Origin of the sequence: uncultured Chloroflexus sp., assembly GCF_938091255.1 — a bacterium.
Classification (GTDB): domain Bacteria; phylum Chloroflexota; class Chloroflexia; order Chloroflexales; family Chloroflexaceae; genus Chloroflexus.
Map to the genome: position 1 here is coordinate 235,780 of NZ_CALLJH010000002.1, position 14,080 is coordinate 249,859.

Consider the following 14,080-nt stretch of genomic DNA (forward strand, 5'->3'; position numbering starts at 1 on the left):
CTAGCCCGGCCCTGAAGGGCCGGATTCCTTATCTATCGCGTCAAACCGGCTGCGTATCTCCCCCCGTTCATATTGCTGATCAACGCCTGCGCTTCCGCCTCACTCAAGGCCGGGGCAAACAGCCAGCCTTGCCCGTGACTGCACGCTAATTGTTTCAACTGCTCGAACTGTTCCGGGGTTTCAATCCCTTCAGCTACCACTTCCATATTGAGATTGTGCGCCAATTGAATGATCGTCTGCACAATGTCACCTTGGCTCGATTTCACATCGAGCCGGTTGACAAACGAGCGATCAATCTTAAGTACATTCACCGGAAAGGTATGGAGATAACTTAATGAAGAATAACCAGTACCAAAATCATCAATACACAATTCAACGCCTAAACTACGAATACCTTCGAGTAAATGATTGGTGAAATTACCAAACTCAATAAAGGTATGTTCGGTGATTTCTAGTTTCAAATACTGAGGTGGCAAACCGGTTTGATGGAGAATGTACTGCAGCCGGTCGATGAGATCGGGCTGGGTAAAGATCCGTCCACTCAGATTCACACTAATCGACAAGCGCGGTTCGGTAGGATTCTGCTCGTGCCAGCGCTGCATCTGCCGACAAGCTTCTTCCAATACCCACCAAGTCATCGGCACAATCAGGCCGGTTTCTTCGGCCAGCGGCAAAAACTCACCGGGAGCCAGCAAGCCGCGTTGCGGGTGTTGCCAACGGATGAGCGCCTCAAACCCGACAATCACGCCGGTACGCAAAAGTACAATCGGTTGGTAAAAGAGACGGAATTCGTTTCGTTCGAGTCCGAACCGCAAGTCTTGTTCGAGTTGCAATTTGGCCAGCGCTTCGGTATGCATCGAGGGATCAAAGCGCACGTAGCATGCTTTGCCGCGTAATTTGGCGTGGTACATCGCAGTATCAGCATCGCGGATCAGGTCGGCAGGTTGGGCATAACCACTGCTGCTATAGGCAATCCCGATGCTTGACGAAATAACTATCTTGTGGCCTTGCAAGTAGAGCGGCGCTGACAAAGCGTGCTGGATGCGTTCGGCCACCTGCTCGGCTTGTTGTTCGTGCTCGATCGGCTCGAGCAGAATGGTAAACTCATCACCGCCAAGCCGGGCCACCGTATCATTAGGCCGCACCAATTCTTGTAGCCGCACGGCTACTGCCATGAGCAACCGATCACCGAACTCATGGCCAAGGCTGTCGTTAATAACTTTAAACCGGTCGAGATCGAGAAAGAGCACCGCGAAGTGGCGCTGCGGCTCACGGCGCAAGCGTACAATCGCGCGTTCAAGCCGGTCGGTAAACAGCACCCGATTGGGCAGACCAGTCAAGCTATCGTGTAGCGCATCGTGCTGAAGTTGCTGCTCGGCCTTTTTGCGATCGGTAATATCAGTCTGTGAACCGGTAATCCGTACTGCTTGGTCATGCTGATCCCAAACCGCTAACCCGCGGCAGAGCATCCAGCGATACGAACCATCACGATGCAGAATCCGGTATTCATGCTGGAAATTCGAGATCAGGCGACGGAAGTGGGCCATCAGCCGCACCTCGAACAACTCGCGATCATCTGGGTGGATGCGGTCAAACCACTCACTCGGCGTATCGCCAATCTCGTCTTCAGCGTAGCCAAGCATCTCTTTCCAACGCGGCGAAAAATAGATTGTACCCGCAGCAATATTCCAATCCCACAAACCATCGTTAGCGCCACGCGCGGCCAGCGCATAACGCTCTTCGCTGATACGCAACGCTTCTTGAGAACGTTCGAGATCGGCAGTGCGTTCAGCAACCATCCGCTCAAGTTCGAGCCGATAGCGCCGCTCGCGGTCGCGCAACCGCTTGCGCTCCAGACTGGCATTGATCCGCGCATTCAGCAGCACAATGTTGTACGGTTTGAAGACATAATCATCGGCCCCATTACCGATACAGGTGACGATATGATCAATATCAATATCAGCCGAGACGACGATGACCGATAGATCGAAGAGATCAGGGTCGCTTTTCATGTGGTTCAACACCTGTATCCCATCCATCCCGGGCATCATAATATCGAGCAGGACAATATCAAAGGCGTGCTGCCGCAGCATTTGCAACGCCGTTGGCCCATCGGGCGCCTCATCAATCGTGTGACCAAGGGCAGTAAGCTCACGCCGCAACAGAAAACGCAGCACTTCCTGATCGTCAACAATCAGAATCCTGCCGGGTTGCGTCTCAGCAACATCTGACGGGGGGCGTTGGACGTGATTCATAGCCTACTCATCCTAAGCAGTGCGGCTAAGGAGGGCTTGCACTTTTTCTCGGAAACGTCCAAAATCGATCGGTTTGGTGTCGAAGTCATCACAGCCGGCAGCTAACGAGCGCAGCCGATCTTCATTCAGAGCGTAGGCTGTTAGCGCCAACACCGGAATGTGGCTCGTTCCCGGTTGAGACTTGATGCGATGGGTTGCCTGCCAACCATTGAGCACCGGCAAACCCATATCCATGATGATCAAGTCAGGTTGCATGCTACGTGCTAGCGCCACTCCTTGCGCACCGTCTACCGCCAGTATCGGTTCGTGCCCCATTAATTCCACAATACGCGCGATAAGATCGCGATTATTGGCATCATCTTCTACGATCAGAATCTTAGCCATAGCTGTAGCGCCCACCTCATCATATAATCCTTAGTCATGCAACCCGTTTAGTTTGAGGTAGTATTAGCAACAGACGATGCCGGATTGCGTTGCATCATCTGCTGGATGCGGATGACGATCTGTTCTAGATCCAATTCTGCCTTGCGTTGGATCGCACTAACGGCTTGGGCCAGCCGTTCGCGATCGTCGGCTGTCAGATCGCGGGCAGTCATGAAAATCACCGGGATGCTCTGCCCTACGGGATCGGCCCGCAAATGTTCAAGCAGTTGCAAACCATCCATCTTCGGCAGCATATAATCGAGCAAGATCAAGCCCGGTGGACGGGTAAGAGCATCCGTTAGACCAGTCTCACCATCAAACGCCACCTCAACCGGCCAGCCAGCGGTGCGCAGCGTGCGCGCCACGAGTTCGGCGAGCGCCTGATCGTCCTCGATGATCAGAATGTGGGACGGTGTCCCTTCCTCTGGGCGGCGGCAATAGCGTTTGACCACCGTGAGCAATTTCTCTGGCTCAATCGGCTTAACTAAATATTCGGCCACTTCCAACGTCAAACCACGTCGTGCCTGATCGTCAATCGTCAAGACCACGACCGGGATAGCAGCCACTTCAGGCGTTTCGCGGAGTTGGGCTAACACTTCGATCCCATTCAAATCAGGCAGTTTCAGATCAAGTACGATCAGATCGGGCAGCAGATCGGTTGCCAAGCGCAACCCTTCCGCGCCGGTCTCGGCAGTTACTACGTAGACCTCATTGCTTGGCGCTATCCGTCGGATCAGATCGCTAACTGTCGGATCGTCATCAATCACCAGCACGATAGCATTGCTAACCGGCACGGCAGTATCAACCGCCACCTGTAACGGCTCCCTCGCAACCTCTGCTGGCGGCAGCTCGGCTAAGCTCAGGGTTGGCGCGGGCAACACATGACCCAGCTCAGCCGGTATCTCCATCGTGAAGACCGACCCTTTACCAACGGTACTTTGAACCGTGATCCGCCCACCGATCAGTTCGCACAAACGCTGGCTGAGTGCCAAGCCCAAGCCGGTACCGCCATACTTACGGGTCGGCGAGTCATCAACTTGCGAGAAGGCTTTGAACAGCTTACCGAGTTTGTCAGGGGGAATGCCAATCCCCGTATCGGCCACTTCAAAGCGAAACCACGTCTGATCATCTTGCTCGTGGCGCGTGACGGTCAACGTCACGTCGCCGTCTTCGGTAAACTTGGCCGCATTGCTGAGCAGGTTGATCAACGCTTGTCGCACTTTGGTGGCATCGCTATTGAGCAGCCCAATATCAGACGGACAATCGACTTGGAAACGGTTGCGGTTTTTATCCATCTGGGGCAACACCGTATTCACCGCAGTGCGCACCAGATCGGCCACATCGGCATACTCAGCGCTGATCGTCATCCGCCCGGCCTCAATCTTCGAGATGTCGAGAATATCGTTGATGAGGGACAACAGATGCATGCCAGCGGCCCGGATGCGTCCCACATCGTGAGTCACGGTCTCGTAGATGTTCTTGTTGACCAGTTGTTCCATCAGTTGGCTATAGCCAATGATCGCCGTCAACGGCGTGCGCAGCTCGTGACTCATGGTAGCGAGGAAGGTGCTCTTGGCGCGCGAGGCGGCTTCGGCAGCATCGCGCGCTTTGATCAATTCTTGTTCAACCCGGCGACGCTCTTGAATCTCGGCTTTCAAACTCTCAGTCTGTTTGGCAATCTCAGCGTTGCGCATGCGTAGTTGATGCATCATGGCATTAAAAGCACGCCCCACCTCTGCCACTTCCCGCTCCGAGCGCACCAGCAGCGGGTGCGTTAAGTCGCCGCTGCCGATCCGTTCGGCGCCTTGGCGCAACTCGTCGAGCACGCGGAAAACAAAGCGGTTGAGCAAATAGTTGGTAGCCAGCAAAAGGAGGAGGCCAAACACAATCAGGCTTAAGGTAAAGGTTACTCCCGCTCGCGTTGACAGCTCGGTCGCTTCAGCTTCGGGCACTTCAGTGAATAAGCGCCACGAAGTGTCGGGGATATTGAGGGCAACACCAAGTGTCTCTTTACCAGCGAGGTTAATATAATATTGTTGGCTACCGTCGGGGGGAAGCGTGCGAAATTCAGGCCGATTGCCGATAGTGGTGTAGGCGAGCACCACTTGAGGATCAGGGTGAGCAATAATGACCCCATCCTCATTGACAATATATGCGCTGCCAGTGCGGCCAAACCGGATCGTCGCCACCGTTTCCCACAGCAGGTTCATGCGCAACCGTCCGGCTACTACCCCACCATCGTTGGTTGGGATGGCCATAATAATGTACGGCTCGGTATCTGCGGTAATAAAGAGCGGGCCAAGGTAGCGTTGGCCGGCCCGCGCTTGCTGAAACCAGTTGGACAGCGGGATCGTCACTAAATTACCGAGCAGAGGGCGATCACGGGTTATTTCCGCTATGATGCGGCCATCGCGATCAACCCGCACGATCTCGATCCACGCCGGTACCCGGTTCAAAATCTCTGGCAACAGATCAGGCGAGCGTTCGACTTGTTCGACCGACAACGCACCTACCAGCGTTAAGGTATCTTCGATGCGCAGCAGAAAATCGTCAATGGTGCGCACGGCGTTCTGGGCCGCCTCACGTTGGCGGCCAGCCCAGCCCTCATGTTCAATCGACTCGATGAACAGGAAGACGCCATACGCCGCTACCAGCAAGATCAAGGCTAGCATCAAGCTCAGAAAGAGCGTCAGCTTAGCCTGCAAGCTCGTATTGAGACGGTGCTCAAGAGAACGCAGCCAAATCTGCAAACGTCGCACGAATTACCTCACCATTGCTGCCAGTAGTTGCTCCCACAACTGATGCCGGTATGCGGCCAGATCAGCCGGCGGTTCCAGCATATATTCCGCTCTCAACAAAACTTCCCCGTTCGGAAAGATCCACGGGTGATGCTGCAAAGCCGGATCGATCAACGGCATTGCTTGATCGTTCGCAGTCGCCACGTAGATTTCATTCGTAATCAGCGCACACATTTCCGGCTGCAAGACAACATTGATGAATTGGAAGGCAGCCACTTTGCGCTCGCTTTGCGCCGGCACAACGAACGTGTCAATCCAAAGCAGTGCCCCCTCTTCAGGAAGAACGAATGTTACCGCCGGATTGAGGGCATAGGCCGCGAGCGCATCATACGACCAGCCGTACAACACCGGATAGTCGCCGTTGGCAACCAGCTCGGCGGCATTGGGCATTGACAGGTCAAGCTCCGTCACATTCGGCAAGAGCTGGCGCAACCGTTCGGCAGCCTGATCGAACACAGCCGGGTCGGTAACTGTGAGAGTCTGGCCCATTGCCTTCAGTGTGATCATGAAGAGTTGGTCTTCTTCGGGCCACATCGCTATCTTGCCGGCCAAGGCCGGATCCCACAGATCGGCCCAGCGCGTAATCGGGCGGTCGAGCAGATCGGGCCGCACCACCAGCCCGCCTACGCCCCATTGATAAACGACTGAATAACGGCTACCCGGATCGTAGGTCAGATCGCGAAAATTGGCGCTGACATAACGAAAATTCGGGATTTGGCTGTAATCAATCGGGGCCAGCAGCCCTTCCGCAACCAAGGTTGGAATCAGCGTATTACCCATTACTACAACATCGTATTCGGCGCCAGCGCGCAATTGGTCAATAACGTCAAATTGGCTTTCGTAGCTGACATATTCCACCGCGATCCCCGTTTCGGCGCGAAAGGCGTCGAGTACCGCTTGCGGCATATACCCGGCCCAGCCGGCCACAATGAGCTTTTTCGGTGCCGGCGTAGCGGATGGTTGCGTGGCCATTGGCGTGGCGCTGCACGCAGTAAGGAATAAGAGCAGGATGAGGTGCAAGGAGTGACGCATAGATTATGGTTTAGCAACGAAAAATGCATTCCAAATTTCATCGTACTTTGCCTGCGTTTCCGGATCAAGGGGCAATTCCAATTCAGCCCGTTGCAAGGTAGTAAGCGAAGGGAAAATGATCTCGCTATCGCGAAATTCTGGCTTAACGAGGGGCCACGATGCTTCATTCGCGGTTGCCGTCGCTAGTTCATTCGTCACTAACGCGCTGATATCCGGTCGCAAAAAGAAATCAATAAATTGTTCGGCGAGCGCCTGCTGCATGCTAACGGCTGGAATCACAAAACTGTCAACCCAGAGAATTGTCCCTTCACCGGGAGTAATGTAGGCGATCTGGTCGCTTTGGCGTTGCGCATCGAGCGCATCATACGCCCAGCCTAACCCTACTACGTATTCGCCGGATACGAGGTATGGGGTTACGGTTTCAACCCCTTCACCAACCCAGCCAACCCGGCGGGCAAAATCGGGCGCTCGTTCAAGCGCGGTGGCAAGATGGGCAGGATTCGTGGTATTGATGGAAAAACCGAGCGATTTCAGCAATACGTTCACCGCATCGCGCGGTATTGGCCAGAGCAGAATTTTACCGTCAAGCGCTGGTTCCCACAAATCAGACCAGCGCATAATTGGGCGGTCGAGCAGATCAGTGCGTATGAGCAGGCCAGTGGTGCCCCACTGGTAAACCACCGAATAGCGATTGCCCGGATCGAACGCCAAATCGCGGAAGTTGGCGCTCAAGTTGCGCGTGTTGGGGATGTTGGCGTAGTTAATAGGGACGATCGCACCGCTGCTGATCAGATCAGGAATGAACTGGTAGCTGACTATCATCAAATCATACCCGGCGCCCTGTTCAAGCGCAGCAATTGCCGCTTCGGTGGTGTCATACCCGATATATTCCACCACAACACCCATTTCGGCGCTGAATGCGTCAAGCAGCTCTTGCGGCATATAACCAAGCCAGCCAGTAATAGTAAGTTTTCGTGCTTCGGGCATGGGTGTTGGTGGGTGAATGAACGAACATGCCATAAGAAGCAATAAACATATAGCTACAAAATTTTGAGTTCTCATTTTAACCCATCTTTAATAAACTATATTATGACATAGAAAGCGTACCATACCATTATTACCAATACCTCTTCACTAGCAACTAATAACCGTTGGCTAAGATGACAATTTGTTCATCAGGACAAGATTGGGTTAGAAATAAACAATGGTGGGGTGCGCGCCCCCACCATTAGGACATTATTTAACAAAACAGCTATCAATCGGCATTATCAATCTGCGCCCGCTGCAACGCGCCGCTGTAATCGATATACACGCTCTTCCACTCCGAGAAGACGTCGAGCATGGTCGGGCCGGCTTCGCGATGGCCGTTGCCGGTGGCTTTGACGCCGCCGAAGGGCAGGTGAATCTCGGCGCCGATGGTGGGTGCATTGATGTAGACAATGCCGGCTTGCAGCGCCTGCATAGCGCGGAAGGCGGCGTTGATATCGCGGGTGTAGATCGCCGAGCTGAGACCGTAGGCCACATCATTCGCCACTGCCACCGCTTCATCGAGACTATCCACCTCGATCACGCTTAGCACCGGCCCGAAGATCTCTTCGCGAGCGATGCGCATCTGCGGCGTGACGTTGGTGAAGACAGTGGGGGCAATGAAATGGCCGTAGTCGTAGTCACCGCCGGTCAGCCGGTAGCCGCCGCATAGCAGGGTGGCACCCTCTTGCTTGCCGATTTCGATGTAGTTGAGCACACGCTGCATCTGCTTCTCATTCACCAGCGGCCCCATCTCGGTCGCCGGGTCGAGACCGTTACCAATCCGTAACGATTGAGCGCGGGCGACGATCCGATCCACGAGCGTTCTGGCCACGGCTCGGTGGACGATCAGGCGACTGGTGGCGGTGCAACGCTGGCCGGTCGTGCCAAAGGCCGCCCACACGACACCATCGAGCGCCAGATCGAGATCGGCGTCAGGCATAACAATCAGCGGGTTCTTGCCGCCCATCTCAAGACTGACTCGCTTGATCCGTCGCGCACCGAGTTCATACACGAGCCGACCGGTCTCGGTGCTACCGGTGAACGAAATGACCGGTACATCGGGGTGTTCGACCAGCGGTTGGCCAGCTTTGGGGCCATAGCCGGTAACGATGTTGACCACACCGGGCGGCAGGCCGGCCTCCATCAAGCACTGAACCAAATTGTAGGTACTGACCGAAGCGTCTTCTCCCGGCTTGATCACGACGGTATTACCGCAGACAATCGCGGGGAGCATTTTCCACGACGCGATCGCCATGGGGAAGTTCCACGGCGTGATCAAACCCACTACGCCAATCGGCTGGCGAATGCTCATCTGAAACTTGTTGGGCAGTTCCGAGGGGGTGGTGACGCCGTGCATGCGGCGGCCCTCACCGCCGGCGTACTGAGCCATACCGATCGCTTCCACAATATCGCCGCCGGCCTCGAAGAGCGGCTTGCCCATTTCGCGGGTCAGATCGCGGCTGTACTGCTCTTTGCGCGCTTGCAGCAACTCGGCGGCGCGGAGCAGAATCTCACCGCGCTTGGGCGCCGGCACTTTGCTCCACGTGGCAAACGCCACCTTTGCGGCTTCAACTGCCGCGTGAACATCACGCTCATCGCTGTCGGCAAATACCCCCACCACATCACGGGTATCGGCAGGGTTGCGGCGCTCGAAGGTCTTGCCGCTCTGGGCAGGCACAAACTCGCCGCCGATGAGATTGTGAAAGATCCGCGGTGCGGACATCTTCGTCCTCCTTGTGTCAAGAACTGGTAACGCTCTGAATTATAGCACGGGGCAACTTGTGGTATGCTGTAACGGATATTGGGCGATCAAGAGGGGAAGCGGGCAATGGCAGAGTTAGAGATGCGGGTCGCAATTGCGAAAGTGCCCCGCGCTGGCGAGATCGAGAGCGGCGACACACTAGAGATGATTGAGCGTCCGGGAGGCGGGTTTTCGTTTGTGCTCGCCGATGGGCAGGGTAGCGGGCGAAGCGCCAAAACGTTGTCGCATCTGGTAGCTACGCGGGCAATTGCGCTGCTCAAAGATGGCGCTCGGGATGGAGCCGTTGCGCGCGCTGTCCACGATTACCTTTATACCTATCGGATGGGGCAGGCAGCAGCGACGCTCAATATCCTTTCGGTCGATTTTGCCGCGCACAAAATCTTGGTGACACGCAATAATCCAGCACCGTTTTTCGCTGTTACGCCGCAGGGCTTGCGCAGCTTTAACGCGCCCTCGGCGCCGATCGGCTTACAGCCGCTGATTCGGCCCCAGATCAGCGAATTGCCGATTACGGCCTACACGTATGTCGTCATGTTTACCGATGGCCTGCTACGGGCGGGTGAACGATCCGGCGAGGATTTGGGGCTGCCGAATTACCTTGCCGCGTGGCCGGCACGCGAGGGGCGTGATCCGCAAACGCTAGTGGATAGCGTGATGCAACGGGCGCTCGAGCTTGATGATGGCCAACCCAGCGATGATATGAGCATCGTGGTGCTGGCGATCTTGCCGCGCAGCGATGCCCCCGGCTTGCGACGCCTAATGGTGAGTGCGCCGATCATTGCTACCGGCCATTACGAACCGCCCGATGAGCCGGAGATTGAAGAATAACAGGGTACGGCGGCGATGGATTGGCAGGATGATGAGCGACGACAGCCACGGGTGAGTGCGCGCGAACGGGTGGCCGCTCTGCGCGCGCAACGGCGACGGGGCTGGTGGCGCTTCCTCAGGTTTGGCGGTTTGGCGCTGGCAGTACTGGTGACGGTGTGGGGCTTGGGATGGCTTTGGAACGCCTTCGCCGCCAGTATGCGTCTGAGTGATCCGCGTCCGGTGACTGGTGGGGCGACGCCGGCGAATACCGTCTTTCGCCAGCCATTTACTGTCTTGCTGCTTGGCATTGACCAGCGCGACGATGGCGCTGAAGGGGTGCGTAGCGACACCCTGATCTTGGCCTACGTTAATCCGAATGAACGCTGGGTCAGCCTGCTCTCGATCCCACGCGATACGGTGGCTGTGATCCGCGGGCTGGGCGAGCAGAAGATCAATGCGGCGTATAGCTACGGCTATCACCATGCCGCCGATCTGTACGGGCGCGGGGTTGACCCGGCGGCGGCTGGGGCGGCGCTCGCTACCGAGACGGTGGCCACTCTGCTCAATCTACCGATCGATTATGTCGCCCAGATTGATTTTGCCGGCTTCGAGCGGCTGATTGATGCGATCGGTGGCGTGGTCATCGATGTGCCTTACCCCTTGCTCGATAGTAGTTTCCCGACCGCTGATTATGGGTACGAACGGATTTTCATTCCTGCTGGCTTGCAAGTGCTCGACGGCGCGACAGCGTTGCGTTATGCCCGCTCGCGCCATGGATCGAGCGATTTTGACCGCGCCCGCCGCCAGCAGGCCATTGTGCGCGCGGCGCTGGCGACAGTGCGCTCGCGCGGGATGCTCGATCAGGCCAGCGCTCTGTCAGCATTGCTAGCCGAAGCCCGGCGTAGCATCAAGACAACACTGCCGATTGACGATCCAGCGGCGTTACGCGAACTGATTGCACTGGCCCAGTCGCTCGAGGCCGATCGGATTGCAACCTTCAGCATTAACCCGCGTGAGGTGGCAGTTGTGGCCGAAATCGGCTCAGACATCTACTGGAACCGGCGCGATTTGGCGGCGTTGGTCGAGCGGGTGCGGGCCGGGCCGCGGCTCGATCATGAACCAGCGACAGTGCAGGTGCTGAATGGGACGCCGGTGAATGGGCTGGCGGCGCGGGTTAGCCGGGCGCTGGATAATGCCGGCTTTCACACCTTGCCGCCTGCTAATACCGAGCGCCGCGAGACGACAGTCATTATCGATTATGCCGGCAAACCGACGGCGCTCGCCCGCTTGGCCGCTCATCTGGGGTTGCCGGCGACGCAGGTCTTTGCCAACCCGCCGGCTGATGCGCCGCCCCAACCGCTCGGAGCCGATATTGTCTTGCTGTTGGGGCGTGATTACAACCCGGCGTGGGCCTTGACCCCGTGATATGGGGAGCCGCACGTCCGTGCGGGTGCGCCCCAATCGCTGCGGGCCGATATGCGCGCTGACCATCTGGCGTGGGCCGTGACGCCGCGATCTGATGCTGGGCTTAGGCATGATAGGCGGGGACATTGATGATGGGGAAGCGCACGGCCGCGCGGCTCTACGAGGATATACATGGTGTTATCGGAAACAATGCTGTGGTTGTTATTGGCGCTGGCGCTGGTGGCGCCACCGATCGGCGCTATCATCCTACGGCTGCTGCAAAACCGCATCAGCAATGCTGGGATGGCGGCAGGGGCAGGCTTGTTGCTGCTCATCGCAGCAGTGGCATCGCTGACCATCGCCCGTTCTTCGTTGCCGCCATTGCGGATCGGCGATCTGACTTTGCTACCGGCGTGGTCACCGCCGGTCATCGAAGCAATTGAAACTCAAGAAGCGCCTGATCTGCCAACCGTCACCCCGCCGCCAGCGGTGCCAACCTCAACCCCGCGGCCAACGCAGACCCCAACCCTGACGGCAACGCTGGAACCAACGCTAACTCCGGAACCGACACCAACGCCGGAGCCAACGCCAACACTGGAACCAACGCCGGAACCAACCCCGACACCGGAACCACCTGCCGCCGGGCCGCGCCGTTATACGGTGCAGGCTGGCGACACCCTCCGCGCTATTGCCGAACGATTTGGGGTTACAATTGAAGCGATCTTGCAGGCGAATAATCTGACCCCGGCGCAAGGCGACAACCTGCGCGTCGGGCAAGAATTGGTGATTCCATGACTACGATTCGCACCGTTGAACGGCGCCCGCTAGTCGAGACCGGGCCGGCGCCATTGTTGCTGATGTTGCACGGATTTGGTAGCCACGAACGCGATCTATTTGAGCTGGCCGATTTGATCGACGACCGGATGCATATTGTCAGCGCGCGTGCGCCGATTGCACTGCCGTGGGGCGGGTTTGCATGGTACGAACTGAGCGGCGCTCCCGGTCGCTTGATTCCCGATCCGGTGGGGAGGGCGCGAGCGGTTGAACTGTTGATTAAGTTCGTCAGCGAATTGCCGGGCCGGATCGGCACCGATCCGCAGCGCACCTATCTGTTTGGCTTCAGCCAAGGCGCGATCCTTAGTCTAGCGTTGGCGTGGCGCATTCCCGAAAAGCTAGCCGGCGTGATAGCAGCTAACGGTTATCTCGATCCGGCCTTGGCAACCGATCCGCCAGCGGCAGGGTTGGCCCGGCTGCCGATCTTGCAACTGCACGGCAGCTACGATGATGTTATCCCAGTCGAACAGGCCCGCGCCACCCGCGATCTGTTGGCTCAACACGCACCGCGCCACCATTACCACGAAGACCCGGTCGGGCATAGCCTGCACCCGCACGGGTTGAACCTGATGCAGCGCTGGCTAGCCGAGCAGCTCGATGGCCCGCCGCCGCACGAGGGGTAAGACAAGGGTGCGAAGGGTATAACGCAAAGGCGCGAAGAGTAGGGATGCATCCCTGCTATGGAGTACGAAGCTTGGAAGTTGGGAGTGTAAGGTTGGCTGTGTACCTTAGCGTCTTTGCGCCTTTGCGTTATGATATCTTTAGCGTCTTATTGTTCATTTAGACAAGGTGCGCGATGCCGGTTGATCTTTCGCACTGCGCCAGTTGCGGACAACCGTTAACGAATGGCTATTATGTCTTAATTGACCGACCTGACCGGTTTTGCCCGCAGTGCATTGCGACCCGGCCCCGTTGCGACACCTGCGGCGCGCCGCTCGGTAATCGCTTTTGGAATTTGCACGATGGCCGGCGGCAGTGCGACACTTGCTATACGGTTGCGATCTACGATCCGGCGCAGGCGCAGCAACTCTTTCAGCAGACGGCCAGTATGCTGACCGAAGGGCTAGGCTTGCGCCTGAATGTCGGGGTAGCTTTTCGGTTAGTCGATGCCCCCACTATGACTCGGCTGCGCGGCCCGGTGCAGCCCGGTTTACATACGCTTGGTCTCTATCAGCGCCAGAACCATATTCGCGTCATTTATCTGCTCTATGGGCTGCCAAGGCTGGTATTTCGTATTACCGCTGCTCACGAATATGCTCATGCGTGGCAAACCGAACATTGTCCGCTCTTACGCAACGAGTTTTTGCGCGAAGGGCATGCCGAATGGGTGGCGTATCGGCATCTGTTGCAGCTCGGTAGTCAAAAAGCAGCCGCCCGCATGCTCGATGAAAACCATCCGTATCATCAACCGCTGCGCCATCTGTTGGCCCTTGAGGCACAATTAGGCGTGGCAGGGGTGAATGCGTATTTGACGCGGGTGGATGGGTGATAGATGCGCGGCGAGAAGATGTCCTATCATCGCTATCCGGCCAACGCGGTGAAGGATGATTGACAAACAATGAAAGGAAAGCGCATATTTAGCACTCTGTGATCGAACTGAAAAAAATATGGAGACTAAAGGTTGTCCAAATAACAAAAGAGACGATTTTGAAATAAACAGACAAAATGCAGCTCAACATGTTGCTCTAAATATTGCGTGATTTCTACTCGTACATTCCGTTGTTTCTCATATACTC

11 protein-coding genes are annotated in these 14,080 nt (G+C 56.7%); 5 read left to right on the forward strand and 6 right to left on the reverse strand.

Annotated elements, in window-relative coordinates; all coding sequences use genetic code 11:
- Positions 1 to 32 precede the first annotated feature (32 nt).
- The 6 genes from Q1A00_RS01390 to Q1A00_RS01415 form a co-directional block, all read right to left on the reverse strand.
- A complete protein-coding gene (locus Q1A00_RS01390) occupies positions 33 to 2,255 on the reverse strand; it encodes an EAL domain-containing protein (protein WP_298482709.1) in 2,223 nt (740 codons plus the stop codon).
- A 12-nt stretch (positions 2,256 to 2,267) separates the two neighbouring features.
- Positions 2,268 to 2,639 (reverse strand): response regulator, encoded by a 372-nt coding sequence (locus Q1A00_RS01395; RefSeq protein ID WP_298400920.1) that lies wholly within the window; start codon positions 2,637 to 2,639, stop codon positions 2,268 to 2,270.
- A gap of 47 nt (positions 2,640 to 2,686) precedes the next feature.
- Positions 2,687 to 5,437, reverse strand: a complete 2,751-nt coding sequence (locus Q1A00_RS01400; protein ID WP_299754888.1) for a response regulator — start codon at positions 5,435 to 5,437, stop codon at positions 2,687 to 2,689.
- A gap of 3 nt (positions 5,438 to 5,440) precedes the next feature.
- Positions 5,441 to 6,508, reverse strand: a complete 1,068-nt coding sequence (locus tag Q1A00_RS01405; protein ID WP_299754891.1) for a spermidine/putrescine ABC transporter substrate-binding protein — start codon at positions 6,506 to 6,508, stop codon at positions 5,441 to 5,443.
- A gap of 3 nt (positions 6,509 to 6,511) precedes the next feature.
- Positions 6,512 to 7,495: a spermidine/putrescine ABC transporter substrate-binding protein gene (locus Q1A00_RS01410; RefSeq protein WP_298482705.1), complete on the reverse strand. Its 984-nt coding sequence runs from the start codon at positions 7,493 to 7,495 to the stop codon at positions 6,512 to 6,514.
- 268 nt (positions 7,496 to 7,763) lie between these two features.
- Positions 7,764 to 9,260, reverse strand: a complete 1,497-nt coding sequence (locus Q1A00_RS01415) for an aldehyde dehydrogenase family protein (RefSeq protein WP_298400934.1) — start codon at positions 9,258 to 9,260, stop codon at positions 7,764 to 7,766.
- Between the two features lie 105 nt (positions 9,261 to 9,365).
- On the opposite strand from Q1A00_RS01415, the gene Q1A00_RS01420 reads away from it, so the two are divergent.
- The 5 genes from Q1A00_RS01420 (at position 9,366) to Q1A00_RS01440 (ending at position 13,833) form a co-directional block, all read left to right on the forward strand.
- Entirely contained in the window at positions 9,366 to 10,127 is a 762-nt protein-coding gene (locus Q1A00_RS01420; RefSeq protein WP_298400937.1) for a PP2C family protein-serine/threonine phosphatase, read from the forward strand.
- A 15-nt stretch (positions 10,128 to 10,142) separates the two neighbouring features.
- Entirely contained in the window at positions 10,143 to 11,531 is a 1,389-nt protein-coding gene (locus Q1A00_RS01425; protein ID WP_298400940.1) for an LCP family protein, read from the forward strand.
- 171 nt (positions 11,532 to 11,702) lie between these two features.
- A complete protein-coding gene (locus Q1A00_RS01430; RefSeq protein ID WP_298400943.1) occupies positions 11,703 to 12,305 on the forward strand; it encodes a LysM peptidoglycan-binding domain-containing protein in 603 nt (200 codons plus the stop codon).
- Positions 12,302 to 12,967, forward strand: a complete 666-nt coding sequence (locus Q1A00_RS01435; protein ID WP_298400946.1) for a phospholipase — start codon at positions 12,302 to 12,304, stop codon at positions 12,965 to 12,967. The genes Q1A00_RS01430 and Q1A00_RS01435 overlap by 4 nt, the downstream gene beginning before the upstream one ends.
- A gap of 173 nt (positions 12,968 to 13,140) precedes the next feature.
- A complete protein-coding gene (locus Q1A00_RS01440) occupies positions 13,141 to 13,833 on the forward strand; it encodes an LIM domain-containing protein (RefSeq protein ID WP_298400949.1) in 693 nt (230 codons plus the stop codon).
- Positions 13,834 to 14,080 lie beyond the last annotated feature (247 nt).

Coding starts and splice junctions, on each gene's coding strand:
- Q1A00_RS01390 (WP_298482709.1), bottom strand. CDS start 2,255: ATGAATCACGTCCAACGCCCCCCGTCAGATGTTGCTGAGACGCAACCC.
- Q1A00_RS01395 (WP_298400920.1), bottom strand. CDS start 2,639: ATGGCTAAGATTCTGATCGTAGAAGATGATGCCAATAATCGCGATCTT.
- Q1A00_RS01405 (WP_299754891.1), bottom strand. CDS start 6,508: ATGCGTCACTCCTTGCACCTCATCCTGCTCTTATTCCTTACTGCGTGC.
- Q1A00_RS01410 (WP_298482705.1), bottom strand. CDS start 7,495: ATGCCCGAAGCACGAAAACTTACTATTACTGGCTGGCTTGGTTATATG.
- Q1A00_RS01415 (WP_298400934.1), bottom strand. CDS start 9,260: ATGTCCGCACCGCGGATCTTTCACAATCTCATCGGCGGCGAGTTTGTG.
- Q1A00_RS01420 (WP_298400937.1), top strand. CDS start 9,366: ATGGCAGAGTTAGAGATGCGGGTCGCAATTGCGAAAGTGCCCCGCGCT.
- Q1A00_RS01425 (WP_298400940.1), top strand. CDS start 10,143: ATGGATTGGCAGGATGATGAGCGACGACAGCCACGGGTGAGTGCGCGC.
- Q1A00_RS01430 (WP_298400943.1), top strand. CDS start 11,703: ATGGTGTTATCGGAAACAATGCTGTGGTTGTTATTGGCGCTGGCGCTG.
- Q1A00_RS01435 (WP_298400946.1), top strand. CDS start 12,302: ATGACTACGATTCGCACCGTTGAACGGCGCCCGCTAGTCGAGACCGGG.
- Q1A00_RS01440 (WP_298400949.1), top strand. CDS start 13,141: ATGCCGGTTGATCTTTCGCACTGCGCCAGTTGCGGACAACCGTTAACG.